At 65.6% G+C, this 23,552-nt stretch carries 35 protein-coding genes; 2 read left to right on the plus strand and 33 right to left on the minus strand.

Translation table 11 applies throughout. The features are described 5' to 3' along the window. Positions 1-15: 15 nt before the first annotated feature. From rpsK to rplN, 17 genes are all read right to left on the minus strand, one after another. A complete protein-coding gene (gene rpsK, locus FHX50_RS05975; protein WP_183375582.1) occupies positions 16-423 on the minus strand; it encodes a 30S ribosomal protein S11 in 408 nt (135 codons plus the stop codon). An 83-nt stretch (positions 424-506) separates the two neighbouring features. Next, complete coding sequence (gene rpsM, locus FHX50_RS05980; protein WP_183375584.1) at positions 507-881, minus strand: 30S ribosomal protein S13; 375 nt, start codon at positions 879-881, stop codon at positions 507-509. A 172-nt stretch (positions 882-1,053) separates the two neighbouring features. Next, on the minus strand, positions 1,054-1,167 hold the full coding sequence (rpmJ, locus tag FHX50_RS05985) for a 50S ribosomal protein L36 (protein WP_183375586.1): 114 nt from the start codon (positions 1,165-1,167) through the stop codon (positions 1,054-1,056). A 15-nt stretch (positions 1,168-1,182) separates the two neighbouring features. Continuing rightward, positions 1,183-1,404 carry a translation initiation factor IF-1 gene (gene infA / locus FHX50_RS05990; RefSeq protein WP_183375588.1) on the minus strand — a complete coding sequence of 74 codons (222 nt, stop codon included), beginning with the start codon at positions 1,402-1,404 and terminating at the stop codon, positions 1,183-1,185. Positions 1,405-1,637: 233 nt separating this feature from the next. After that, the gene (gene map / locus FHX50_RS05995; protein ID WP_183375590.1) at positions 1,638-2,468 is read right to left on the minus strand and encodes a type I methionyl aminopeptidase; all 831 of its coding nucleotides are present in this window, start codon (positions 2,466-2,468) and stop codon (positions 1,638-1,640) included. Between the two features lie 5 nt (positions 2,469-2,473). Beyond that, positions 2,474-3,064 carry an adenylate kinase gene (locus tag FHX50_RS06000; protein WP_183375592.1) on the minus strand — a complete coding sequence of 197 codons (591 nt, stop codon included), beginning with the start codon at positions 3,062-3,064 and terminating at the stop codon, positions 2,474-2,476. A 1-nt stretch (position 3,065) separates the two neighbouring features. Beyond that, entirely contained in the window at positions 3,066-4,343 is a 1,278-nt protein-coding gene (gene secY, locus FHX50_RS06005; RefSeq protein WP_183375926.1) for a preprotein translocase subunit SecY, read from the minus strand. Between the two features lie 122 nt (positions 4,344-4,465). Then, a complete protein-coding gene (gene rplO, locus FHX50_RS06010) occupies positions 4,466-4,918 on the minus strand; it encodes a 50S ribosomal protein L15 (RefSeq protein WP_183375594.1) in 453 nt (150 codons plus the stop codon). A 3-nt stretch (positions 4,919-4,921) separates the two neighbouring features. Beyond that, the gene (gene rpmD / locus FHX50_RS06015; protein WP_183375929.1) at positions 4,922-5,104 is read right to left on the minus strand and encodes a 50S ribosomal protein L30; all 183 of its coding nucleotides are present in this window, start codon (positions 5,102-5,104) and stop codon (positions 4,922-4,924) included. Beyond that, positions 5,101-5,775, minus strand: coding sequence for a 30S ribosomal protein S5 (gene rpsE / locus FHX50_RS06020; protein ID WP_183375596.1), 675 nt, complete (start codon positions 5,773-5,775; stop codon positions 5,101-5,103). Before rpsE ends, rpmD begins: the two co-directional genes overlap by 4 nt. A 35-nt stretch (positions 5,776-5,810) precedes the next feature. Beyond that, positions 5,811-6,197 carry a 50S ribosomal protein L18 gene (gene rplR, locus FHX50_RS06025; RefSeq protein WP_183375598.1) on the minus strand — a complete coding sequence of 129 codons (387 nt, stop codon included), beginning with the start codon at positions 6,195-6,197 and terminating at the stop codon, positions 5,811-5,813. A gap of 2 nt (positions 6,198-6,199) precedes the next feature. Continuing rightward, a complete protein-coding gene (gene rplF / locus FHX50_RS06030) occupies positions 6,200-6,745 on the minus strand; it encodes a 50S ribosomal protein L6 (RefSeq protein ID WP_183375600.1) in 546 nt (181 codons plus the stop codon). 19 nt (positions 6,746-6,764) lie between these two features. Beyond that, positions 6,765-7,166 (minus strand): 30S ribosomal protein S8, encoded by a 402-nt coding sequence (gene rpsH, locus FHX50_RS06035; protein WP_183375602.1) that lies wholly within the window; start codon positions 7,164-7,166, stop codon positions 6,765-6,767. Positions 7,167-7,223: 57 nt separating this feature from the next. After that, a complete protein-coding gene (locus FHX50_RS06040) occupies positions 7,224-7,409 on the minus strand; it encodes a type Z 30S ribosomal protein S14 (RefSeq protein ID WP_183375611.1) in 186 nt (61 codons plus the stop codon). A gap of 1 nt (position 7,410) precedes the next feature. Next, positions 7,411-7,980, minus strand: coding sequence for a 50S ribosomal protein L5 (gene rplE, locus FHX50_RS06045; RefSeq protein WP_183375613.1), 570 nt, complete (start codon positions 7,978-7,980; stop codon positions 7,411-7,413). Further along, a complete protein-coding gene (gene rplX, locus FHX50_RS06050) occupies positions 7,980-8,396 on the minus strand; it encodes a 50S ribosomal protein L24 (protein WP_183375615.1) in 417 nt (138 codons plus the stop codon). Before rplX ends, rplE begins: the two co-directional genes overlap by 1 nt. Position 8,397: 1 nt before the next feature. Continuing rightward, on the minus strand, positions 8,398-8,766 hold the full coding sequence (rplN, locus tag FHX50_RS06055) for a 50S ribosomal protein L14 (RefSeq protein ID WP_183375617.1): 369 nt from the start codon (positions 8,764-8,766) through the stop codon (positions 8,398-8,400). A 429-nt stretch (positions 8,767-9,195) separates the two neighbouring features. Between rplN and FHX50_RS06060 the strand changes: the two genes are divergently transcribed. Further along, positions 9,196-9,483, plus strand: coding sequence for an antibiotic biosynthesis monooxygenase family protein (locus tag FHX50_RS06060; RefSeq protein WP_183375619.1), 288 nt, complete (start codon positions 9,196-9,198; stop codon positions 9,481-9,483). Positions 9,484-9,588: 105 nt separating this feature from the next. Here the strand turns inward: FHX50_RS06060 and rpsQ are convergent, their stop codons facing one another. From rpsQ to rpsJ, 11 genes are read right to left on the minus strand one after another with little or no spacing between them, the layout of a single operon-like run. Continuing rightward, positions 9,589-9,867 carry a 30S ribosomal protein S17 gene (rpsQ, locus tag FHX50_RS06065; RefSeq protein ID WP_183375621.1) on the minus strand — a complete coding sequence of 93 codons (279 nt, stop codon included), beginning with the start codon at positions 9,865-9,867 and terminating at the stop codon, positions 9,589-9,591. A gap of 20 nt (positions 9,868-9,887) precedes the next feature. Further along, the gene (gene rpmC / locus FHX50_RS06070; RefSeq protein ID WP_183375623.1) at positions 9,888-10,121 is read right to left on the minus strand and encodes a 50S ribosomal protein L29; all 234 of its coding nucleotides are present in this window, start codon (positions 10,119-10,121) and stop codon (positions 9,888-9,890) included. Then, the gene (rplP, locus tag FHX50_RS06075; RefSeq protein ID WP_183375625.1) at positions 10,121-10,540 is read right to left on the minus strand and encodes a 50S ribosomal protein L16; all 420 of its coding nucleotides are present in this window, start codon (positions 10,538-10,540) and stop codon (positions 10,121-10,123) included. The genes rpmC and rplP overlap by 1 nt, the downstream gene beginning before the upstream one ends. A gap of 5 nt (positions 10,541-10,545) precedes the next feature. Continuing rightward, the gene (rpsC, locus tag FHX50_RS06080) at positions 10,546-11,370 is read right to left on the minus strand and encodes a 30S ribosomal protein S3 (RefSeq protein WP_183375626.1); all 825 of its coding nucleotides are present in this window, start codon (positions 11,368-11,370) and stop codon (positions 10,546-10,548) included. Then, the gene (rplV, locus tag FHX50_RS06085; protein WP_183375629.1) at positions 11,370-11,735 is read right to left on the minus strand and encodes a 50S ribosomal protein L22; all 366 of its coding nucleotides are present in this window, start codon (positions 11,733-11,735) and stop codon (positions 11,370-11,372) included. The genes rpsC and rplV overlap by 1 nt, the downstream gene beginning before the upstream one ends. A gap of 60 nt (positions 11,736-11,795) precedes the next feature. Next, positions 11,796-12,074 (minus strand): 30S ribosomal protein S19, encoded by a 279-nt coding sequence (gene rpsS, locus FHX50_RS06090; RefSeq protein ID WP_183375631.1) that lies wholly within the window; start codon positions 12,072-12,074, stop codon positions 11,796-11,798. 15 nt (positions 12,075-12,089) lie between these two features. Then, positions 12,090-12,926, minus strand: coding sequence for a 50S ribosomal protein L2 (gene rplB / locus FHX50_RS06095; RefSeq protein WP_183375633.1), 837 nt, complete (start codon positions 12,924-12,926; stop codon positions 12,090-12,092). A 49-nt stretch (positions 12,927-12,975) separates the two neighbouring features. After that, entirely contained in the window at positions 12,976-13,278 is a 303-nt protein-coding gene (rplW, locus tag FHX50_RS06100) for a 50S ribosomal protein L23 (RefSeq protein ID WP_183375635.1), read from the minus strand. Further along, positions 13,275-14,201, minus strand: coding sequence for a 50S ribosomal protein L4, sunset domain variant (gene rplD / locus FHX50_RS06105; RefSeq protein ID WP_183375637.1), 927 nt, complete (start codon positions 14,199-14,201; stop codon positions 13,275-13,277). The genes rplW and rplD overlap by 4 nt, the downstream gene beginning before the upstream one ends. Before the next feature lie 5 nt (positions 14,202-14,206). Then, positions 14,207-14,890, minus strand: a complete 684-nt coding sequence (rplC, locus tag FHX50_RS06110; RefSeq protein WP_183375639.1) for a 50S ribosomal protein L3 — start codon at positions 14,888-14,890, stop codon at positions 14,207-14,209. 11 nt (positions 14,891-14,901) lie between these two features. Beyond that, a complete protein-coding gene (gene rpsJ / locus FHX50_RS06115; RefSeq protein WP_183375641.1) occupies positions 14,902-15,210 on the minus strand; it encodes a 30S ribosomal protein S10 in 309 nt (102 codons plus the stop codon). A gap of 403 nt (positions 15,211-15,613) precedes the next feature. Between rpsJ and FHX50_RS06120 the strand changes: the two genes are divergently transcribed. After that, the gene (locus FHX50_RS06120) at positions 15,614-16,567 is read left to right on the plus strand and encodes a YflT domain-containing protein (RefSeq protein ID WP_183375643.1); all 954 of its coding nucleotides are present in this window, start codon (positions 15,614-15,616) and stop codon (positions 16,565-16,567) included. A 553-nt stretch (positions 16,568-17,120) separates the two neighbouring features. Here the strand turns inward: FHX50_RS06120 and tuf are convergent. From tuf to FHX50_RS12255, 5 genes are all read right to left on the minus strand, one after another. Further along, the gene (gene tuf / locus FHX50_RS06125) at positions 17,121-18,308 is read right to left on the minus strand and encodes an elongation factor Tu (protein ID WP_183375645.1); all 1,188 of its coding nucleotides are present in this window, start codon (positions 18,306-18,308) and stop codon (positions 17,121-17,123) included. Between the two features lie 130 nt (positions 18,309-18,438). Continuing rightward, complete coding sequence (fusA, locus tag FHX50_RS06130) at positions 18,439-20,586, minus strand: elongation factor G (protein ID WP_183375647.1); 2,148 nt, start codon at positions 20,584-20,586, stop codon at positions 18,439-18,441. 66 nt (positions 20,587-20,652) lie between these two features. Next, a complete protein-coding gene (gene rpsG, locus FHX50_RS06135; protein WP_183375649.1) occupies positions 20,653-21,123 on the minus strand; it encodes a 30S ribosomal protein S7 in 471 nt (156 codons plus the stop codon). After that, on the minus strand, positions 21,123-21,497 hold the full coding sequence (gene rpsL, locus FHX50_RS06140) for a 30S ribosomal protein S12 (RefSeq protein WP_183375651.1): 375 nt from the start codon (positions 21,495-21,497) through the stop codon (positions 21,123-21,125). Before rpsL ends, rpsG begins: the two co-directional genes overlap by 1 nt. 480 nt (positions 21,498-21,977) lie before the next feature. Next, entirely contained in the window at positions 21,978-23,276 is a 1,299-nt protein-coding gene (locus FHX50_RS12255) for a transglycosylase family protein (RefSeq protein ID WP_183375653.1), read from the minus strand. Positions 23,277-23,552: the final 276 nt, after the last annotated feature.

A 23,552-nucleotide genomic window follows, 5' to 3' on the forward strand; every position in this document is an offset into this window, starting at 1 on the left:
TGGACGGGGGACAGATCAGTTGCGGCGACGCTTCGGCGGACGAACGCCGTTGTGCGCCTGCGGGGTGACGTCCTGGATCGAGCCGACCTCGAGGCCGACAGCGGTCAGGGAGCGGATCGCGGTCTCACGACCGGAGCCGGGGCCCTTGACGAAGACGTCGACCTTCTTCAGGCCGTGCTCCTGGGCGCGGCGGGCAGCGGCCTCAGCAGCCATCTGCGCGGCGTACGGGGTGGACTTGCGCGAGCCCTTGAAGCCGACCTGGCCGGCGGAGGCCCACGAGATCACGGAGCCGGCGGGGTCCGTGATCGACACGATGGTGTTGTTGAAGGTGCTCTTGATGTGCGCCTGGCCGGCGACGACGTTCTTGTTCGCCTTGCGACGCGGCTTGCGGGCCGCGGCAGTGGCGCGGGACTTGGTAGCCATGTGGCTGAACTCCTTGGGATTCGTGAAGGTGATCGGAGCGACCGGACCTGACGGTCGATCGCGGCGCAGCTTCGGCTAGTGCCTCAGCGCGCCTTCTTCTTGCCGGCGACGGTGCGCTTCGGGCCCTTGCGGGTGCGAGCGTTCGTCTTGGTCTTCTGGCCGTGGACGGGCAGGCCACGACGGTGACGAAGGCCCTGGTAGGAGCCGATCTCCACCTTGCGGCGGATGTCCGCTGCGACCTCACGGCGGAGGTCACCTTCGATCTGGAAGTTCTCTTCGATGTAGTCGCGCAGCTTCACGAGGTCCTCATCGGACACCTCGCGCACGCGCTGGTCGCCGTCCACACCGGTGGCGGCGAGGGCTTCGACGGCACGGGAACGACCCACGCCGAAAATGTACGTCAAGGCGACTTCCAGGCGCTTTTCGCGCGGGAGGTCAACGCCAACGAGACGTGCCATTGTGCAGTTCTCCTATTTTTCTCGGAGGCCTGAGTCATCATCTCGCCCATACTCGTTCGAGCGCCGCAGCCTCCGCACCGCGGGTCACCGCCTGATCGGCGGTCGATGATGCCTCTTCAATTGTTGGTGCGGGGATGATCCCGCGGGGTGTCGCGGCAGGCCGCGGGCCGGATCAGCCCTGGCGCTGCTTGTGACGGGGGTTCTTGCAGATCACCATGACGACGGAGTGGCGACGAATCACCTTGCAGTCGTCACAGATCGGCTTGACACTCGGGTGAACCTTCATGCTGTCCTCACTGGCTTACTTGTAGCGGTAGACGATGCGACCCTTCTCAAGGTCGTACGGGCTCAGCTCCACCACGACCCGATCCTCGGGAAGGATGCGGATGTAGTGCTGGCGCATCTTGCCGGAGATGTGGGCGAGGACCTTGTGGCCGTTGTCCAGCTCGACACGGAAACGCGCGTTCGCGAGTGCCTCCGTGACAACACCTTCGACCTCGATCACTCCGTCTTTCTTCGCCATAACCTCACGTACTCTCTACCCGTTCACGGGCATCGATTGCAGGCGCGTCGTCTACGCCGGTTGTTCAAGGGTGCAGAACACACCCAATCGTCTACCTTACACGGGCTGGAGAAGGCTGATAAGAGCGGGATCGCGTGTGGTCGCTCACCTCACGCACCCGTCGGCCGACGGGTTCCGCCGCCCTGGATGCCGGCCCCTCCCCCGCCGGTCCCGGCGCATCGGCGGGGCGGGCGTCAGAGAACGGGTTCGGCGGCGATCTCCACGCCGCGGGCGCCGAGCTGCTCGCGGCCCCCGTCGGCGGCGGTGAGTACGAAGATGCCGTCCTCGAGGATGGCGAACGCGTGCTCCACGTGCGCGGCGACCGCGCCGGAGAGGGTGACCACGGTCCAGTCGTCGTCGAGGATCTCGCAGTCAGCGCTGCCGATGGTGAGCATCGGCTCCACGCACATCGCCATGCCTGGCTTCAGCTTCGGGTGGCGGCCGCGGGTGCGGAAGTTCATGACGTCCGGCGGCTGGTGCATCGCGGACCCGATGCCGTGCCCGCCGAAGTCCTCCAGGTGCTGGAACCTCTCCCCCACTGCGGCGAGCACGGAGTCCTCCACGGCTGCGCCGATGTCGTCGACCGTGCGGCCAGTGGCGGCGGCGGCGATGCCGTCCCACATGGCCGCTTCGGCGACGTCGATCAGCCGGCGGTGCTCCGGGTCCTTCGCGGTACCCGCGATGTGGGTGCGGGCGGCATCGGAGTGCCAGCCGTTGATGATGCAGCCGGCGTCCACGGACACGAGGTCGCCGTCGTTGATGACGCGGTCACCGGGGATGCCGTGCACGATCTCCTCGTTGACGCTGACGCAGATGGTGGCGGGGAAGCCCTGGTAGCCGAGGAAGTTGGGGGTCCCGCCGCCGTCGGCGATGACCTCGGCGGCGATGCGGTCGAGGTCGCCGGTGGTCATCCCGGGCTGCAGCGACCGCTGGATCTCGTCATGGAGGCGGTCGACAAGAAGCCCGGCAGCTCGCATGTGCGCGAACTGCTCGGGCGTCTTGTATTCGATGCGGCTGCGGGCCATACCCGTCAGCGGTTCACACCGAGGGTCCGGAGGATGTCCGCCGAGACCTCGTCGATCTGCTGCATGCCGTCGATGCGGCGCACGAGGCCGCGCTCGTCGTACACGGAGATCAGCGGGGCGGTCTGCTCGCCGTACACGTCGATGCGGCGGCGGATGGTCTCCTCGTTGTCGTCGGAGCGGCCCTGCTCCTTGCCGCGCTGCACCAGGCGGTCCACGACGGCGTCGGTGTCGACCTCGAGCAGGATGACGGCGTCGAGCTCCCGACCGGAGTCCTTCAGCATGCCGTCCAGGGCGGTGACCTGGTCGGCGGTGCGGGGGTAACCGTCGAGCAGGAAGCCAGTGGCGGTGTCGTCCTGGGCGAGGCGGTCCTTGACCATGCTGTTGGTGACCTCGTCGGGCACGTATTCGCCCTTGTCCATGTAGGACTTGGCGAGGACGCCGAGCTCGGTCTCCTGCGAGACGTTGGCGCGGAAGATGTCACCGGTGGAGATCGCCGGGATGTTCAGCGCCTCGGCGATGCGGGCGGCCTGCGTGCCCTTGCCGGCGCCGGGGGCGCCGATGATGAGCAGGCGGGTGGCGGTGGGGGTCTGAGTCATGTCAGAGGATCCCTTCGTAATGGTGCTGATGGAGCTTGGCGGAGATCTGCTTCACCGTGTCGAGGCCGACGCCGATGATGATCAGCAGGGAGACGCCGCCGAACGGGAAGTTCTGATCCGCGCCGAGGAACGCGAGGGCGAGGATCGGGATGAGCGCGAGCACGCCCAGGTAGACGGCACCCACGGAGAGCACGCGGTTGATGACGTACTGCAGGTAGCGTTCGGTCGGCTTGCCGGCGCGGATGCCGGGAATGAAGCCGCCGTACTTCTTCATGTTGTCGGCGATCTCCTCCGGGTTGAAGGTGATGGACACGTAGAAGAACGCGAAGAACACCACCATCAGGAAGAACGTCACGGAGTACACCCAGCTGAAGCCGTTGCCCTGGGTGAGGTTCGTCTGAATCCACTGCACCCAGCCGTCGTTGGGGTTGCCGAACGTGGTGGCCAGCTGCGGCAGCGCCAGCAGCGACGACGCGAAGATCACGGGGATCACGCCGGCCTGGTTCACCTTGATCGGAATGTAGGTGGAGCTGCCGCCGATGAGACGACGACCCACCTGGCGCTTCGCGTACTGCACGGGGATGCGGCGCTGGGACTGCTCCACATAGATGATCAGAACGCACAGCACCAGGCCCACCAGGAACACGAGACCGAAGATCAGCCAGCCCTGGAGCTTGAGGATCTGGCCCAGCGAGCCGGGGAAGCCGGCGGCGATGGAGGTGAAGATGAGCAGGGACATGCCGTTGCCGACGCCCTTCTCCGTCATCAGCTCACCGAACCACATGATGACGATGGTGCCGGCGGTCATGGTGAGGATCATCAGCGACAGCATCAGGGCGGACTGGTCCGGCACGAGCGGCAGGGTGCAGCCCTGGAAGAACTGGCCGGAGCGCACGAGCGTGATGATGGTGGTGGACTGCAGCACGGCGAGGCCCACGGTGAGGTAGCGGGTGTACTGCGTCAGCTGCGCCTGACCGGACTGGCCCTCTTTGTGCAGCTCCTCGAACCGGGGGATCACCACGCGCAGCAGCTGCACGATGATCGAGGCGGTGATGTAGGGCATGACGCCGAGCGCGAAGATCGACATCTGCAGCAGTGCGCCGCCGGAGAACATGTTGACGATGCCGAGCACGCCCCCGCCGCCGGCCATCGACTGGTCGATGCAGGCGTTCACGTTGCGGTAGTCGAAACCGGGGGTCGGGATGAAGACGCCGAGCCGGTAGATCGCGATCAGTGCGAGGACGAAAAGGATCTTGTTGCGCAGCTCAGGCGTGCGCATGGCACGAATGACGGGGTTGGACACCCGGTTCCTCCTTCTGGTGCCAGATGAAAAGAGGCATCGCGGCTCAGAATAGGTGAGCCGCGATGCCTCGTCAAAATGCTTGACCGGCGATGCCGGGATCAGGCAACGGTCGCGCTGCCGCCGGCGGCGACGAGCTTCTCCTCGGCGGATGCCGAGAACTTCTGCGCGGTGACGTCCAGCTTGACGCTGATGTCGCCGGTGCCGAGGACCTTGACGGGCTGGTTCTTGCGAACAGCCTTCTTCGCCACGAGGTCATCGACCGTCACGGTGCCGCCCTCAGGGAACAGAGCCTGGAGGGTGTCCAGGTTCACGACCTGGTAGGTCACCTTGAACGGGTTCTTGAAGCCGCGAAGCTTCGGCAGACGACGGTGCATCGGGGTCTGACCGCCCTCGAAGCCTGCGGGCACCTGGTAGCGGGCCTTGGTGCCCTTGGTGCCGCGGCCGGCGGTCTTGCCCTTGGATGCCTCACCGCGACCCACACGGGTCTTTGCGGTCTTCGACCCGGGTGCCGGGCGAAGGTCGTGCAGCTTGAGCGGGTTGTTGTCAGGCATAAATCAGTCCACCTCTTCAACCGTCACGAGGTGACGGACGGCATTGACCATGCCGCGGATCTCGGGGCGGTCTTCCTTCACCACAACGTCGCCGATGCGCTTGAGGCCGAGGCCGCGCACGGTTTCACGCTGAGCGCGGTTGCCGCCGATTGTCGACTTGATCTGAGTCACTTTGAGCTGCATCAGGCACCGACCTTCTCTTCACGTGCGGCACGAGCCTCGGCACGGCCTTCGGCCTGTGCGCGGAGCAGGTAGCCGGGAGCGACGTCCTCGAGGGGCAGGCCGCGGCGTGCTGCCACTGCCTCGGGCTCCTCGAGCTGCTGGAGAGCCGCGATGGTGGCGCGAACGATGTTCAGGGCGTTCGCGGAACCGAGCGACTTGCTCAGCACGTCGTGCACGCCAGCGCACTCGAGGACTGCACGCACCGGACCGCCGGCGATCACACCGGTACCCGGGGCTGCCGGGCGCAGGAAGACCACGCCGGCCGCGTCCTCACCCTGCACGGGGTGAACGATGGTGCCCTTGATGCGCGGGACGCGGAAGAAGTTCTTCTTCGCCTCCTCAACGCCCTTGGAGATGGCCGCGGGAACTTCCTTGGCCTTACCGTAGCCGACGCCGACGGTGCCGTCGCCATCGCCCACCACAACGAGTGCGGTGAAGGCGAAGCGGCGGCCGCCCTTGACGACCTTCGAGACGCGGTTGATGCTCACCACGCGCTCGAGGAATGCGGACTTCTCCTCCTGGCGGCCGCCGCGGTTGTCGCGACGCCCGCCCTGACGGTCGTTGCGACCGCCCTTCTGCTTGTCGTCCCTCCGGCCGGAGGCGGCGGGACCGTTGTTCTGCTGCTCAGCAGTCATGTGAATCCTCTTCTCGTCCTGGTTCCGGGGGTTGGTCACAGAGTCAGTCCGGCTTCGCGGGCGCCGTCGGCGACGGCGGCCACTCGGCCGTGGTACTTGTTGCCGCCGCGGTCGAAGACCACGGACTCAACGCCGGCTGCCTTGGCGCGCTCGCCGACCAGCAGGCCGACCTTCTTCGCCTTCTCCGTCTTGGTGACGGAGTCGCCGCGCAGGTCAGCTTCCATGGTGGAGGCGGACGCGAGAGTGTGGCCCTTGGCGTCGTCGATGACCTGAACGAACACGTGACGCGCGGAGCGGGTCACGACGAGGCGGGGACGCTCGGCGCTGCCGATGATGCGGCGGCGCAGGCGCAGGTGACGGCGGCCGCGTGCGCGGACCCGGCTCTTGCGGTCACCACGAGTGTGCTTCTCAGCGAAACCCATAATCACTTACCAGCCTTTCCGGCCTTGCGGATGACGGTCTCATCCGCGTAGCGGATGCCCTTGCCCTTGTACGGCTCGGGGGCCCGGAGCTTGCGGATCTTAGCCGCCTGCTCGCCGACCATCTGCTTGTCGTAGCCCGACACGGAGAACTTGTTCGGGCTCTCCACAGCGAAGGTGATGCCCTTGGGCGGCTTCACCAGGATCGTGTGGGAGTAGCCGAGGCTGAACTCGAGGTCGGAGCCCTTGGCGATGACGCGGTAACCGGTGCCGACGATCTCGAGCTTCTTCTCGTAGCCGTCGGTCACACCGACCACCATGTTGTTGATGAGCGTGCGTGCCAGGCCGTGCAGAGCGCGGGTCTCGCGCTCCTCATCGGGACGGCTCACCATGATGGCGCCGTCCTCGTCGCGACGCTCAACGGTCAGCGGTGCGGGAACCGTGTACTCGAGCTCGCCCTTCGGGCCGGCGATCTGAACGCGCTGGCCGTCGATGGTCACACCGGTGACAGCAGCGGGCACGGGAATGGGACGAAGTCCAATACGGGACATGTTCCGGTCTCCTTTCCGATTACCAGACGTAGGCGAGGACTTCCCCACCCACGCCCTTCTGTGCTGCCTGCTTGTCGGTGAGGAGGCCGGAGGACGTGGACAGGATGGCCACGCCCAGGCCGCCGAGGACCTTGGGCAGGTTGGTGGACTTCGCGTAGACCCGCAGGCCCGGCTTGGAGATGCGGCGCACACCGGAGATCGCACGCTCGCGTGCGACGTGGTTGTACTTGAGGGTGATGACGAGGTTCTTGCCGACCTTCGCCTCCTCCTCGCGCCAGTCGTTGATGTAGCCCTCGGTCTTGAGGATCTCCGCGATGCGGGCCTTCAAGTTCGAGTACGGCATGGTGACGTCGTCGTGGAACGCGCCGGAGGCGTTCCGCACACGAGTCAGCATGTCCGCAATGGGATCAGTCATTGTCATGTCGAATGCTTCTTTCTCACCGTGGTTTCCCTCTTCAGGGACCTGTGGCGATAGTCCTTACCAGCTGCTCTTCGTCACGCCGGGGAGCTCACCGCGGTGGGCGAGCTCGCGCAGGCAGACTCGGCAGATTCCGAACTTGCGGTACACGGAGCGCGGACGTCCGCAGCGACGGCACCGGGTGTAAGCGCGAACCTGGAACTTCGGCTTGCGCTGCTGCTTGTTCTTGAGCGCTGTCTTCGCCATCTCACTTCTCCTTGAACGGGAAGCCGAGCGCCTTGAGCAGCGCGCGTCCCTCTTCGTCGGTCTTCGCGGTGGTCACAATCGTGATGTCCATGCCGCGAACGCGGTCGATCTGGTCCTGATCGATCTCGTGGAACATGACCTGCTCCGAGAGACCGAAGGTGTAGTTGCCGGCACCGTCGAACTGCTTCGGCGACATGCCACGGAAGTCGCGGATGCGGGGCAGGGCAGTGGAGATGAGGCGGTCGAGGAACTCCCACATGCGGTTGCCGCGCAGAGTCACATGAGCGCCGATCGGCATGCCCTCGCGCAGCTTGAACTGTGCGATGGACTTGCGTGCGCGGGTGACCTGCGGCTTCTGGCCGGTGATGAGGGTGAGGTCCTTGATGGCGCCGTCGATGACCTTGGAGTCACGAGCGGCGTCGCCCACGCCCATGTTCACGACGACCTTGGTCAGGCCGGGGATGAGCATGGGGTTGGCGTACTCGAACTGCTCCTGCATCGAGGACTTGACCTCGTTGCGGTACTGGTCCTTCAGGCGCGGGCTGGGGACGGTCTGGGTCGTCTCAGTCATCAGATGTCCTTCCCGGTGCGCTTCGAGATGCGGACGCGCATCGTCTTGGTGCGGCCGTTCTCGAGCTCAACCGTCTCTTCGCGGAAGCCCACGCGAGTCGGCTTGTTGTCCTCGGGATCCACGATGGCCACGTTGGACACGTGGATCGGGGCCTCGACCTGCTCGATGCCACCGGCCTGGCCGTTCATGCCGGGCTTGTTGTGGCGGGTGATGCGGTTGACGCCCTCCACGATCACGCGCTGCGTGTCGGGGAAGACTTCGAGGACGCGGCCCTGCTTGCCCTTGTCACCCGGGGTGAGTTCGGACTTGCCCTTGTCGGCGCGGGTCTTGTTGCGGGCTGCGATGCGGTCTGCGTCGCTGGTGCGCCCGGAGATGACCTGCACGAGGTCACCCTTCTTGATCTTCATACTTGCCATGTCACAGCACCTCCGGTGCCAGCGAGATGATCTTCATGAACCGCTTGTCACGCAGCTCGCGGCCCACGGGGCCGAAGATGCGGGTGCCGCGCGGCTCGCCGTCGGTCTTGAGGATGACGGCTGCATTCTCGTCGAAGCGGATGTACGAACCGTCGGCACGGCGGGTCTCCTTCGTGGTGCGAACCACGACGGCCTTCACAACATCGCCCTTCTTGACGTTGCCGCCCGGGATGGCGTCCTTGACGGTCGCCACGATCTTGTCGCCAATGCCGGCGTAACGGCGACCGGAGCCACCGAGAACACGGATGCAGAGGATCTCCTTCGCACCAGTGTTGTCGGCGATCTTCAGTCGCGACTCCTGCTGAATCACTAACGTTCTCCTTGCGTCTCGCCGGTTCTCTTGCCGTCTGCCCCCGTGGGGGCCGGCAGCTGTCGAGCCTTGCGGAACGGATATCGGACAATTGCCTCCGCGCGGGCATAAAAAACCCCTCTGTCGGACTCAGGGGCTCTCCCAATGAGGGGAACCCAAGGTCTCCGACGAGGTTCGCGTACCGCGAGCGGAGCGTGGGCCGAGGCCCACAGCAACTGCTCTAGTCTACGCGGACCCGCCGCGGATGGGAACAGCTCGGGCTCGCCTGAGCGTGTGTGGTTGGTTACGCGCAGCACTTTTCCAGGGGGCCTCGAGTGGACGCTCCCCCGTCGGCTGGACGGTCCTCTTCGGGCGGGCGCCTACGCTGGGCTCATCCGGCCGTCAGCACCCGTCGGCCGACGGATCCCCACCTGCCAGGAGGCTCACCCGATGACCGTCGTCAAGATCAATCAGCTGTCCGTTCCCGCCGACCGCGGCGCCGACCTCGAAGCGAAGTTCGCCGCACGCCGGAAGTCCGTGGACTCCGAGCCCGGCTTCGAAGGCTTTGAGCTGCTACGGCCCGCTGAGGAGGGCCAGCCGTACTTCGTCGTCACCCGCTGGGCCGACGACGCCTCCTTCGACGCGTGGGCCGCGAAGAGGCAGCCGCGCGCGGAGGGCACGACGATGTCGAAGGCGGAGGGTCTCCTCAGCTTCGAAGTGGTCGACCTCGACGGCTGACGCTGCCGAGCTCGACCGCACGGCGCCGCCTCTCCCCCACCGAACGACGAAACGGCCGGCATCCCCCGAAGGGAATGCCGGCCGTTTCCGTGAGAGATCAGCGCATCACTTGGCGCGCTCGATGATCTCCACCAGACGCCAGCGCTTGGAGGCGCTCAGCGGGCGGGTCTCCATGATGCGGACACGGTCGCCGATGCCGGCGGTGTTCTCCTCATCGTGGGCCTTGAACTTCTTGTGCTTCTTCATGACCTTGCCGTAGAGGGAGTGCTTCACGCGCTCCTCCACCTCGACAACGATGGTCTTGTCCATCTTGTCGGAGACAACGAGGCCACGGAGCTGCTTGCGGTCGTTCCGCTCGTCAGCAGCCTGTGCGTTTTCGTTCATCGTCTTTCCTCGTTCTTCGATCACTCGGCCGAGCCCGGAGCCTGGCGGATGCCAAGCTCGCGCTCGCGCAGGATCGTGTAGATCCGTGCGATGTCTTTCTTGACCGAACGCAGGCGGGAGTGGGACTCCAGCTGCTGCGTGACGGACTGGAACCGAAGCTTGAACAGTTCATCCTTGGCCTTCGCGAGCTCCTCCAGGAGCTTCGCATCGTCCATCTTGTTCAGTTCGTCGGCAGTGAGCTTTGCGGCAGCCATCAGATGTCGTCACCCTCTCGACTGAGAACTCGGCACTTCATGGGGAGCTTGTGCATCGCCAGGCGCAGTGCCTCACGAGCAACCTCGTCGGAGACGCCGGCGACCTCGAACATGATGCGGCCGGGCTTGACGTTGGCGACCCAGAACTCCACCGAACCCTTACCGGAGCCCATGCGGACTTCGGCAGGCTTCTTGGTCAGCGGACGGTCCGGGAAGATGGTGATGTACACCTTGCCGCCACGCTTCATGTAGCGGGTCATTGCGATACGAGCAGCCTCGATCTGACGGTTGGTGATGTAGGCCGGCTCGAGAGCCTGAAGGCCGTAATCACCGAACGCGAGGTCGTAGCCGCCCTTGGCGAGACCACGACGGCTCGGGTGATGCTGCTTGCGGTGCTTGGTCCTACGCGGAATCAGCATTGGACTCAGGCCTCCGTTCCATTGTCACTGGGAGCGCTCGCTGCAGCGTTCTCGGCCTGGGGGGCCCGATCCTGCTGCTGACCGCGCTCACGGCGAGCGGCGTTGCGCTCGTTGCGACGACCACGCGAACGGTCGGCACGGCCGCCGCGACCCGCACGAGGCGCCTGAGCGGCCTGCTGCGCGAGCTCCTTGTCGGTGAGGTCGCCCTTGTAGATCCAGACCTTCACGCCGATGCGGCCGAAGGCGGTGCGCGCCTCGAAGAAGCCGTAGTCGATGTTCGCACGGAGGGTGTGCAGGGGCACACGGCCTTCGCGGTAGAACTCGCTGCGGCTCATCTCGGCGCCGCCGAGGCGGCCGGAGACGGCGACGCGGATGCCCTTGGCGCCGGCGCGCTGCGCGGACTGGATGCCCTTGCGCATTGCGCGGCGGAAGGACACGCGGCTCGCGAGCTGCTCAGCGATGTTCTGAGCGACGAGCTGTGCGTCGGCCTCGGGGTTCTTGACCTCGAGGATGTTGAGCTGGATCTGCTTGCCGGTCAGCTTCTCGAGCTTTCCGCGCAGACGCTCGGCCTCTGCACCACGGCGACCGATGACGATGCCGGGACGTGCGGTGTGGAGGTCGATGCGGACACGATCTCGGGTGCGCTCGATCTCGACCTTGGAGACGCCTGCTCGCTCGAGATCCTCGGTGAGCATCTCGCGAATACGGACGTCCTCCATCACGTAGTCGCTGTAGCGCTGACCTTCCTTGGTGGAGTCAGCGAACCAGCGGCTGGTGTGATCGGTCGTGATGCCGAGGCGGAACCCGTTCGGATTGACCTTCTGGCCCACTAGCGGGTCTCCTTCTTCTTCGCGGGAGCGACCGCCACGGTGATGTGGCTGGTGCGCTTCTTGATCTGGAATGCACGACCCTGAGCGCGGGGCTGGAACCGCTTCATGGTCGGGCCTTCGTCGACGTATGCAGCGGAGACGACGAGCTCGCGCTCATCGAAGCGCTCCCCTGCCTGGTCGGCCTTCACGCGGGCGTTGGCAATCGCGGACTGCAGGAGCTTCAGTACGGGCTTGGATGCTGCCTGCGGCGCGAACCGCAGGATCTCCAGTGCCTCGACGGTGCTCTTGCCACGGATGAGGTCAACGACGCGCCGGGCCTTCATGGGCGAAATACGGATGAACCGCACCTGCGCCTTGGCTTCCATTGCTGTCCTGCTTTCTTTCGAAACTGTGGGTGTCATCGATTCTGAACATCACTGAGGAGCTCAGCGACGACCCTTCCTGTCATCCTTGTCGTGGCTGCGGAACGTGCGCGTGGGAGCGAACTCTCCGAGCTTGTGGCCGACCATCGACTCCGTGACGAAGACCGTCACGTGCTTGCGACCGTCGTGCACAGCGAAGGTGTGGCCGAGGAAGTCCGGCGTGATGACCGAACGACGCGACCAGGTCTTGATGACGTTCTTGGTGCCCTTCTCGTTCTGAGCGTCCACCTTCTTCTGAAGGTGGTCGTCGATGAAAGGACCCTTGGCGATACTGCGTGGCATATCTGGATCTCCCTATCAGCGCTTCTTGCCGGTGCGGCGGCGGCGCACGATGAGCTTGTCGCTCGGCTTGTTCGGACGGCGGGTGCGGCCCTCGGGCTTGCCCCAGGGCGAGACCGGGTGACGACCACCGGAGGTCTTGCCCTCACCGCCGCCGTGGGGGTGATCCACCGGGTTCATGACGACACCGCGCACGTGGGGACGACGTCCCTTCCAGCGCATACGGCCTGCCTTGCCCCAGTTGATGTTGACCTGCTCGGCGTTGCCGACCTCGCCGATGGTGGCGCGGCAGTCAGCGAGAACGTTGCGGATCTCGCCGGACGGCATGCGCAGCTGAGCGAAGCGGCCCTCCTTCGCCACGAGCTGCACGGACGAGCCGGCGGAGCGGGCGATCTTCGCACCGCCGCCGGGGCGCAGTTCGATGGCGTGCACAACGGTGCCCACGGGGATGTTGCGCAGCGGGAGGTTGTTGCCGGGCTTGATGTCGGCCTTCGGGCCGTTCTCCACCCAGTCGCCCTGGCGCAGCTTCGCCGGAGCGAGGATGTAGCGCTTCTCGCCGTCTGCGTAGTGCAGCAGGGCGATGCGGGCGGTGCGGTTCGGGTCGTACTCGATGTGCGCGACCTTCGCGTTCACGCCGTCCTTGTCGGCGCGACGGAAGTCGATCACACGGTACGCACGCTTGTGGCCGCCGCCGCGGAAGCGCGACGTGATGCGACCGTTGCTGTTGCGACCACCGGTCTTGTGCAGCGGACGAACCAGCGACTTCTCCGGGACACTACGAGTGATCTCGACGAAGTCGGCGACGCTCGAGCCGCGACGGCCCGGCGTGGTCGGCTTGTGCTTACGAATTCCCATGATGGGGTTTCCTCAGATTCTCTCGTGAATCTTCGTCGTCTCGATCGCCTCAGGCGACCGAGCCTCCGAAGATGTCGATGGATCCGTCCTTCAGCGTGACGATGGCGCGCTTGGTGTCGTTGCGCTTGCCCATGCCGTAGCGCGTGCGACGCGCCTTGCCTTCACGGTTGATGGTGTTGACCGAGGCGACCTTGACGTCGAAGATCTCCTCGACGGCGATCTTGATCTCGGTCTTGTTGGCGTTGCGGTCGACGAGGAAGGTGTACTTGCCTTCGGCCATCTGACCGTAGCTCTTCTCGGAGACGACGGGCGCGAGCAGAATGTCGCGCGGGTCCTTGTTGATCGCGGTCACTTCGCGTCCTCCTCAGCGGACCGAACGGCGTTCACGAAGCCGGCAGCCTGAGCGGCTTCCTCGCTTGCGAACCACACTTCGGCCTTGGTGCGGCCGTACCACGGCGACTTCTCGGTGTGGTACTTCATCGAGTCCTTGTTGCCCTTGATGGTGTAGCCCTCGGGTGCGGAGCCGTCGGCCAGCGCAGCAGCGGAGCCCTCACCGAACGGCGCCTCAGCAACCTCGGCGGACTCAGCAGCAGGCGCAGCCTGAGCGGAGACCGACGCGGCGGCCTTGGACTTCGAGGCGGTCAGCATGGCAGCGGCCACGAAGTCCTCGAGAGCACCGGAGGTGAAGACGACGTCGTCGGAGAGCATGACATCGTAGGTGTTGAGCTGGTCCGCGAACAGGACGTGGGAGTCCTTCAGGTTGCGGCTGCTCAGAGCGCCGATCGTGTCGCCGCGGCGCACCACCAGCAGGAGGTGCTTGCGGTCGGAGATGGCGGACAGGGTCTTCACAACTGCCTTGGTCGACGGGGTGTCGCCCTCGAGCAGTGCGGTGACCACGTGGACGCGGCCGCAGCGTGCGCGATCCGAGAGGGCACCGCGCAGTGCGGCGGCCTTCATCTTCTTCGGGGTGCGCTGGCTGTAGTCGCGCGGGGTCGGGCCGTGGACGATGCCACCGCCGGTCCACTGAGGAGCGCGGATCGAGCCCTGACGAGCGCGACCGGTGCCCTTCTGCTTCCACGGCTTGCGGCCGCCGCCGGCGACCTCGCCGCGGGTCTTGGCCTTGTGGGTGCCCTGGCGTGCAGCGTTGCGCTGCGCCGTGACGACCTGGTGGATCAGTGCGACGTTCGTCTGAACGTCGAAGATCGCGGCGGGCAGCTCAGCGGTGCCAGCCTTCTTGCCTGCGGGGTCGAGAACATCGACAGTCAGGTTCGCCATGGTTCTCAGGCCTCCTTCTTCGCCGAAGTCTTCGATGCGGAGCGGACCAGGACGATGCCGCCCTTGGGGCCGGGGATGGCGCCCTTGACGAGCACGAGGCCCTTCTCTGCATCCACCGCGTGAACGGTGAGGTTCTGCACGCTGGTGCGGTCGCCGCCCATGCGTCCGGCCATCTTCTGGCCCTTGAAAACACGACCCGGGGTCGATGCGCCGCCGATGGAGCCCGGCTTGCGGTGGTTGCGGTGCTGGCCGTGGGTGGCCGACACGCCTGCGAAGCCGTGGCGCTTCATGACGCCAGCGGTGCCCTTGCCCTTGGAGGTGCCGACGACGTCGACCTTCTGGCCGGCTTCGAAGACCGAGGCGTCGATCTCCTGGCCGAGCGAGAAGTCAGCGGCGTCGGAAGTGCGCAGCTCGACGAGGTGACGGCGCGGGGTGACGCCGGCCTTCTCGAAGTGGCCCTTCAGTGGCTTGGTGACCTTGCGGGGGTCGATCGCGCCGTAGGCGATCTGAACAGCGTCGTAGCCGTCGGTCTCGACGGAGCGCACCTGCGTGACAACGCACGGACCAGCCTGCACGACGGTCACGGGAACGAGAACGCCGTTCTCATCCCAGACCTGGGTCATGCCGAGCTTGGTGCCGAGCACGCCGGAGACGTTGGCTGCGCGCTGCCCTGTCAGTTCGTTACTCATGTTCCGATACCTCAGAGCTTGATCTCGATGTTGACGTCCGCCGGCAGGTCGAGGCGCATCAGCGAGTCCACAGCCTTCGGCGTGGGATCGACGATGTCGATGAGGCGCTTGTGCGTGCGCATCTCGAACTGCTCACGGGAGTCCTTGTACTTGTGCGGCGACCGAACAACAACAAAGACGTTCTTCTCGGTCGGCAGCGGCACCGGGCCCACAACCGTTGCACCAGCGCGGGTGACAGTATCGACAATCTTGCGTGCCGAGCTGTCAATCACCTCGTGGTCATACGACTTGAGCCGGATGCGGATCTTCTGTCCCGCCATAGCTTTGGTCTGACTCTCTCTCTTCATAACCGCGTTGACATGGTCAGGGACCCACCCGACACCCGCGGTCGGGTGTGTCGAGTGTGCCGCGGGCATCGAAACGCCGTGGGCAGATCCCATTGCACCTACGACTGGTCCCTCGACCGATGCGCACTCAGGGTCAAGACCGCACTGTTCGCATCCTCGGGCTGAGCCTCATCCGGTGATCATTCCCCAGAGACGGGAATGGAACCGGGCATGTCGACTCGCGCAGGCAACTCATCCATTCAACCATCATGCGGACGGCCCGCCAAGGGGTTCACCCTAAGGAGCAGGTCACATCACACCGCGGGCGCCGTCGGCTCGCCCTGCGCCCTGAGCGGACACCCAAGGCCCCGACGGGTGCTCCCTATACCCTGGGGCCATGACTCAGCATCCCAGCAGCCAGGGCCAGATGGCCGCATCCAGCCGACTCATGCAGAGCGCCTTCCGCCTCGAGTTCCCGCAGTCCCTCGGGATGGTGCGGGACTATGTGGAGGTGCAGCGGATGGTGGATGCCCTCGCCGATGAGGACTTCCCCGTACAGCACACCCTGATCGTCGGCACGGACCTGAAGCTCGTGGAGCGCGTGACCGGCCGCCAGACATGGGGCAGGGTCATCATGGGAGGCATTCTCTCGGGCCTGTGGATGGGTACGTTCATCGGCCTGCTGTTCGGCCTGTTCACCAGCAACTGGCTGTCCATGCTCGGCACTTCGGTGCTGATGGGCATCGTGTTCTTCACGGTGTGGGCGATCATCCGGCATGCCTCGAACCGGGGCCAGCGCGATTTCACCTCGATGGTGTCGACGATTCCCATGCAGTACGAACTGCTGGTGGAGCATCGCCACTTCGCTGACGCCCGACGCATCCTCATGGAAAAGGGCATCGCGCTCGGCTATGGCGCATTCGGCACCGGCGACTCGGCGCCGATCAGCCCGGAGATGCACAACCGGTACGGCCAGCCCTCCTCCGGTCGCTCGCGTCAGTCAGGAGACCCGGCGCAGTCCTCACACTCCCCTCACTCGGCGCACTCGCCGTCCGGTGCAGCGCACCAGCCGCGCCACCGCGCCCCGCACCCGGACGATTCCGCGCCGGTCTCAGCCGGCGGTTCAACCGCAGCCGCGCCGAACGGGCAGACCCACGATCCGCGCTTCGGCACCGACGATGCCGCGCCGCGCCGCCCCAGCTTCGGACTGCCCGCGCAGCCCGGACGGCACGCCGCATCAGGCAACGCAGCAGACGGCGCTGCGCCCGCACCCGGAGACTCGAATCGCGGCGCAGCCTCCGCATCCGGCGCCGACGGGTCCCCGTCGGGTGAGGATCCCCGCTCGCGCTGACCTCCCCCCCCCTCCTGACTCCCCGAGCCGGCATCTGCTCTGCTCGGCTCAGCACCATGAGGCCCCCACCACCCGGTGGGGGCCTCATCGTCATCCAGGACCCGAGCGTGCTCCCGTCGGCTACCGGAATGGGTACGAGTGCGCTGCTCCGAGCTCGCATGCGACGGCCGCAGCGCAGACAACAAGCGGTCAGCAGGGCGCCGCTCGTACGCCGCCCTCAGCGCGCCGCCGGCCGCCGCACTCACTCGGCGGAGGCCGCACGCACGACTCGGCGGGTGCGGCACCGATCCGTTGACGTATGCGCGCATCAAACGCCTTCATCCCCCCTCCGATTACGACGACGAATCGTCCCGGCGAGGTGAGGCAGGCGCACGGGGCTGCCAGCCCCTTAGTCCCGGGGCTGCCGGCACCGCGGTCGCGGGGACCCGGCACCGGCGCCACAGCGCCGACGGTACAGAGCTCCGGCCGCGAATCGGGCATGAAGAAGCGGCCCCGGGAACGAATCCCGGGGCCGCCGCTATGCGTCAATCAGACGCTGAGTCTCTCAGGAGAATCAGGCGTTGATCTTGGTGACACGGCCGGAGCCCACGGTGCGGCCACCCTCACGGATAGCGAAGCCGAGGCCCTCTTCCATGGCGATCGGCTGGATGAGCTCGACCGACATCTCGGTGTTGTCGCCCGGCATGACCATCTCGGTGCCCTCGGGCAGCTCGATGACGCCGGTGACGTCCGTGGTACGGAAGTAGAACTGCGGACGGTAGTTCGAGTAGAACGGGTTGTGACGGCCGCCCTCGTCCTTGGACAGGATGTAGACCTGAGCCTCGAACTTGGTGTGCGGGGTGATGGAGCCCGGCACGCAGACGACCTGGCCGCGCTCGACGTCCTCACGCTTGGTGCCGCGCAGGAGCAGACCACAGTTCTCGCCGGCCCATGCCTCGTCCATCTGCTTGTGGAACATCTCGATACCGGTGACGGTGGTCTTCTGCGGCTCGCGAATGCCGAGGATCTCGACCTCGGAGTTGATGGCGAGCTTGCCGCGGTCGACCTTACCGGTCACCACGGTGCCACGACCGGTGATGGTGAAGACGTCCTCGATCGGCATGAGGAACGGCTTGTCCATGTCGCGCTCCGGCTCCGGGATGTACTCATCGACGGAAGCCATGAGGTCCTGCACGGACTTGACCCACTTCTCATCGCCCTCGATGGCCTTGAGAGCGGAGACCTGGTGGACCGGTGCGTCCTCATCGAAGCCCTGCGAACCGAGCAGCTCGCGGACCTCCATCTCGACGAGCTCCAGGATCTCCTCGTCGTCGACCATGTCGCACTTGTTCAGCGCAACGATCAGAGCCGGCACGCCCACCTGGCGGGCGAGGAGCACGTGCTCACGGGTCTGAGCCATCGGGCCGTCGGTGCCGGCGACCACAAGGATGGCGCCGTCCATCTGAGCAGCACCGGTGATCATGTTCTTCACGTAGTCGGCGTGTCCGGGGGCGTCGACGTGAGCGTAGTGGCGCTTCTCGGTCTCGTACTCGATGTGCGAGACGTTGATGGTGATGCCGCGCTGCTTCTCTTCGGGAGCGTTGTCGATCTGGTCGTAGTCACGGCTCTCGTTGAGGTCCGGGTACTGGTCGTGCAGCACCTTGGAGATGGCAGCGGTGAGCGTGGTCTTGCCGTGGTCGACGTGACCGATGGTGCCGATGTTGACGTGCGGCTTCTTGCGCTCGAACTTGGCCTTAGCCATAGTGATGTCCTCCTAGGACGTTGTTGGTTGTTCTGTTGAACGGTGGGTGGGGCCCGCCGCAGCGGGCCCCGACCGAATGTGATCCGGACACCGACATGCAGACAGAAGTCTACGTGTCAGAGATGGAAGCTCATTCGCCCCTGGTCTTCGCGATGATCTCCTCGGCGATGCTGCCGGGGACCTCCGCGTAGTTGTCGAACTGCATGGTGTACATTGCGCGACCCTGCGTGAAGGAACGCAGGTCACCGATGTAACCGAACATCTCCGACAGCGGAACGAGAGCACGGACGATCTTGACCCCGCTCGCGTCCTCCATCGACGAAACCTGACCACGACGCTTGTTCAGGTCGCCGATGACGTCGCCCATGTACTCCTCAGGAGTACGGACCTCGACGTCCATGATCGGCTCGAGCAGAATCGGCTGGGCCTTCTTGAGGGCCTCGCGCGTTGCCATGGAGCCTGCGATCTTGAACGCCATCTCCGAGGAGTCCACGTCATGGTAGGCACCGTCGATGAGGGTTGCCTTGACGTTGACCACCGGGTAGCCGGCGAGGACGCCGGACTCGAGGGCGCTCTGGATGCCCGCGTCCACGCTCGGGATGTATTCGCGCGGGATGCGGCCACCGGTCACCTGGTTGTCGAACTCGTAGAACACGCCGTCCTCGGCGTCCACGAGCGGCTCGAAGGTGATCTGGACCTTACCGAACTGGCCGGAGCCGCCGGTCTGCTTCTTGTGCGTGTAGTCGAACTTCTCGACAGTGCGCTTGATGGACTCGCGGTACGCGACCTGCGGGGAGCCCACGTTGGCCTCGACCTTGAACTCGCGGCGCATACGGTCCACGAGCACGTCGAGCTGCAGCTCGCCCATGCCGCGGATGACCGTCTGGCCGGTCTCCTCGTCCAGCTCGACCTGGAAGGTCGGGTCCTCCTTGGCGAGGCGCTGAATAGCAACGCCCAGCTTCTCCTGGTCGCCCTTGGTCTTCGGCTCGATGGCCATCGAGATCACGGGCTCCGGGAAGGACATGGACTCCAGCACGATCGGGTTCGACGGATCGCACAGGGTGTCACCGGTGGTGGTGTCCTTCAGGCCGATGAACGCGTAGATGTGGCCGGCGAAGGCCTCCTCGACCGGGTTCTCCTGGTTCGAGTGCATCTGGAAGAGCTTGCCCACGCGCTCCTTCTTGCCGGTGGTGGCGTTCAGGACCTGATCGCCCTGCTTCACCTGGCCGGAGTAGACGCGCACATAGGTGAGCGAGCCGAAGAACGGGTGCGCAGCGACCTTGAAGGACAGCGCTGCGAACGGCTCGTTCCAGTCGGCCTTGCGCTCGATCTCCTTGGACTCGTCCTTCGGGTCGTGACCGATCATCGCGGGGACGTCCAGCGGGGACGGAAGGTAGTCGACCACAGCATTCAGAACCGGCTGCACGCCCTTGTTCTTGAATGCGGAGCCGCAGAAGACCGGGTACGCCTCGGAGTTGATCGTCAGCTGGCGGATGCCGGCCTTGATCTCCTCGATGGTGAGGTCGCCCTCTTCGAGGTACTTCTCCATGAGCTCCTCGGAGCTCTCGGCGACGTCCTCGACGAGCTTGGCACGGTACTCATCGACCGTGTCCTTCAGCTCAGCGGGGATCTCGATCTCCTTCTGGTACTGACCGAAGGCGTCGTCCCCCTTCTTCTTGCCGAGCTCCGGTGCGTCCTCTTCGAAGACGTCCGGCCACTCGTAGGCCTTCATCTCGACGAGGTCGATGACGCCGCGGAAGTCCGCCTCGGCACCGATCGGAACCTGCATGATGATGGGCTTCGCCTTCAGACGGTCGACGATCGTCTTCACGGTGAAGAAGAAGTCGGCCCCCATCTTGTCCATCTTGTTGACGAAGCAGATGCGCGGGACATCGTACTTGTCAGCCTGACGCCACACGGTCTCCGACTGGGGCTCCACGCCCTCCTTGCCGTCGAAGACAGCGACGGCACCGTCGAGGACGCGGAGCGAACGCTCCACCTCAACGGTGAAGTCGACGTGCCCGGGGGTGTCGATGATGTTGATCTGGCTGTCGTGCCAGTAGCAGGTCGTCGCGGCTGACGTGATCGTGATGCCGCGCTCCTTCTCCTGCTCCATCCAGTCCATGGTGCCGGCGCCGTCGTGGGTCTCGCCCATCTTGTAGTTGACGCCGGTGTAGTAAAGGATGCGCTCGGTCGTGGTGGTCTTACCGGCATCGATGTGGGCCATGATGCCGATGTTGCGGACCTTGCTGAGGTCACTGAGCACTGCAAGTGCCACGGGCTGCTGCCTTTCTGGCTAGGGGGCGACTTCTTCTCGTCCCCGCTGCCAATTCTTCGGTGTGAATTACCAGCGGTAGTGAGCGAACGCCTTGTTGGCCTCCGCCATCTTGTGAGTGTCCTCGCGGCGCTTCACAGCGGCACCCAGGCCGTTGTTGGCATCGAGGATCTCGTTCATGAGGCGCTCGGTCATGGTGTTCTCGCGGCGGGCGCGGGAGTAGCCCACGAGCCAGCGCAGAGCCAGGGTGGTCGAGCGGCCAGCGCGGACCTCGACGGGCACCTGGTAGGTGGCACCGCCGACGCGACGGGAGCGGACCTCGAGCGACGGGCGGATGTTGTCGAGAGCCTTCTTCAGGGTCACGACGGGATCCTGGCCGTTCTTCTCGCGGCAGCCTTCGAGAGCGTCGTAGACGATCTTCTCGGCGACGGTCTTCTTGCCGTCGAGGAGGACCTTGTTGATCAGCTGAGTGACCAGCGGGGAGCCATAGACGGGGTCAACGGCGAGCTGGCGCTTGGGAGCTGCACCTTTGCGTGGCATTACTTCTTCTCCTTCTTCGCACCGTAGCGGGAGCGCGCCTGCTGGCGGCCCTTCACTGCCTGGGTGTCCAGGGCACCGCGGACGATCTTGTAGCGAACGCCCGGGAGGTCCTTCACACGGCCGCCGCGGACGAGCACGATGGAGTGCTCCTGCAGGTTGTGGCCGACGCCCGGAATGTAGGCGGTGACTTCGATGCCGGAGGAGAGGCGGACACGCGCAATCTTGCGCAGCGCCGAGTTCGGCTTCTTCGGGGTGGTGGTGTACACACGGGTGCAGACGCCGCGGCGCTGGGGCGAGCCCTTGAGCGCGGGAGTCGACGATGCCGCCGACTTGTCCTGGCGACCCTTGCGCACCAACTGCTGAATGGTAGGCACTGGTTCTCTTTCCTATCGCTTCCCGCCCTGTTCGGGCGGTCAGATCAACTTCTTTCGGATGCTCGCACGTGCGTGCGCCACCCGGGCGACCCGGATCTCTCCGGCCCGCACAGCGGACGGATCCGCTGGTGTCCCGGCTACCGTGACGCCCGATTCGGCTCTGCGAACAGGCCCGGAAGGCGGCGCACAGAGGGCAACCATGACACAGTTTGTCAGTTTACCGACGGCCATCACGGCCGGTCAAAGGTCTTCCCTCGTTCTGTTGCACATCACATTGCACCCCGAACGGGACCGCGGACGGCCGGCACCCGTCGGGCGCATTCCGGCTGCCCCCTCAGCCGCAGGACCCCGCGGGGTGCACGAAGCCCCGCCGCCCTCCGAAGAGGAGCCGACGGGGCCGTGCGTTCACTGATATGGAGGATGTGCCGCGGCCCCGAATTCAGGGCGTGCGGGGTGCTGCCGCAGCAGCGGACCGAATGCTCAGCGCAGGCCGAGCTTCGCGGTGCAGGCCGGCCATGCGCCCCATCCCTGCCTGGCCTGGACCTTCTTGGCGATGTCGATCTGCTGCTCGCGGGTGGCGAGATTGGCGGTCGGGGCGTACTTGTCGCCGCCGTAGGCCAGCCACGTGCCGCGGTTGAACTGCAGGCCGCCGTAGTAGCCGTTGCCGGTGCTGATGGACCAGTTGCCGCCGGACTCGCACTGGGCGAGCTTGTCCCAGGTGGAGCCGTTGGAGACCGACGGAGCCTTCGGAGACTTCTTCGGCGCCTTCGACTTCTTCGGGGCCGCCGATTTCTTCGGCGCCTCCGACTTCTTCGGCGCCTCCGACTTCTTCGGCGCCTTCGACTTCTTCGGTGCCGGCTCGGAGGAGCGCGACGGGCTCGGGGACGCCTTCTTCTCCGCCTTCTGGGTCGGCTTCGGAGCCTGAGTCGGCTGCGGCGCCGGGGCCTTCTTGGTGCCGACGACGACGACCTCGTCCACCGGCTCCTTGGTCACCGTCGAGGAGACCTCCTTGGTCTCGGTGACCTTGCCGTCCACGGTGACCTCCTGGATCACGGTGGTGCGCGCACCCTTCTCACCCTTGGTGACGACCTTCTTCTGGCCCTCGGGCAGCGAATCGTCCTTGCGGGTGATGGTCTTGAAGTCGATGGCTTCGACCTTCTCGGTCGTGCCGGAGCGGTGGCGCTCGATGGTGATGACCATGCCGTCGGTCAGGGGGGTGTCGCGGCCCGGCGTGATGGTGTCGGCGTCGGTGACGGAGTCGGAGAAGTACTTCTTCAGAGCGGCGTCGACGGTCGGCTCCGTGGTGCCCTCAGCGGTCCACGAGCCGTTCTGGCCCACGAATGTGACGTCCTTCGGGGTGGTGACGGTGATCTCCATGCCATCGGTGAGCTTCTCGGAGGGCGCCGGGCTGATGACGGCTCCGTCGGCCTTGACCTCGGCGGTGTTCAGAGCAGCCTCCACGGTCTCACCCTCGGTGAGCACGGTGCGGGGCTTGCCGTCGACCACCACAGTCGCCTCGGTGCGGTCGACCACGGTGATGGTGTCGCCGGAGCTGACGCTGGAGTCCAGAGCCGGGCTGACACGGTCCGTGTCCTTCACGTCGAGGCCCTGCTTCTCCAGGATCTTGTCGACATCCGTCTCGTAGGTGCGGATGGTGGTCTGCTGACCGTAGTGGTCCACAGTGACTTCGTTGGAGAGGGCGAATGCGGCGGTGCCGCCACCGCCGGCGAGCAGAACGCCCGCGACGGCGGAGATGATGATGGGGGACTTCTTCTTCACGACACATCCTCAGGTCTGATCGGTGAACATCCCCTATCCTCTGCACCCCTGCCGCGGAGCACGAGGGACATGGTCGCTTCTTAGATGCGGCCAGGCGGACTCTTTACCCAAGGTTGACGGTTCGTGTAACTGCGGCCATAGGGGCCATGTGGCCCAGGCGACCGTGCCGCGGCCAGCACCCAGCGGCGGCGTCCAGCGGCGGCCCGCTGCCGGACGGTGGTGCGCCAGGATGAACGAGAGCGGCCACTCCCCCACCATGGTGGTTGAGCGGCCGCT

The sequence above is a fragment of the Helcobacillus massiliensis genome, assembly GCF_014191425.1.
GTDB classification, from domain to species: domain Bacteria; phylum Actinomycetota; class Actinomycetes; order Actinomycetales; family Dermabacteraceae; genus Helcobacillus; species Helcobacillus massiliensis.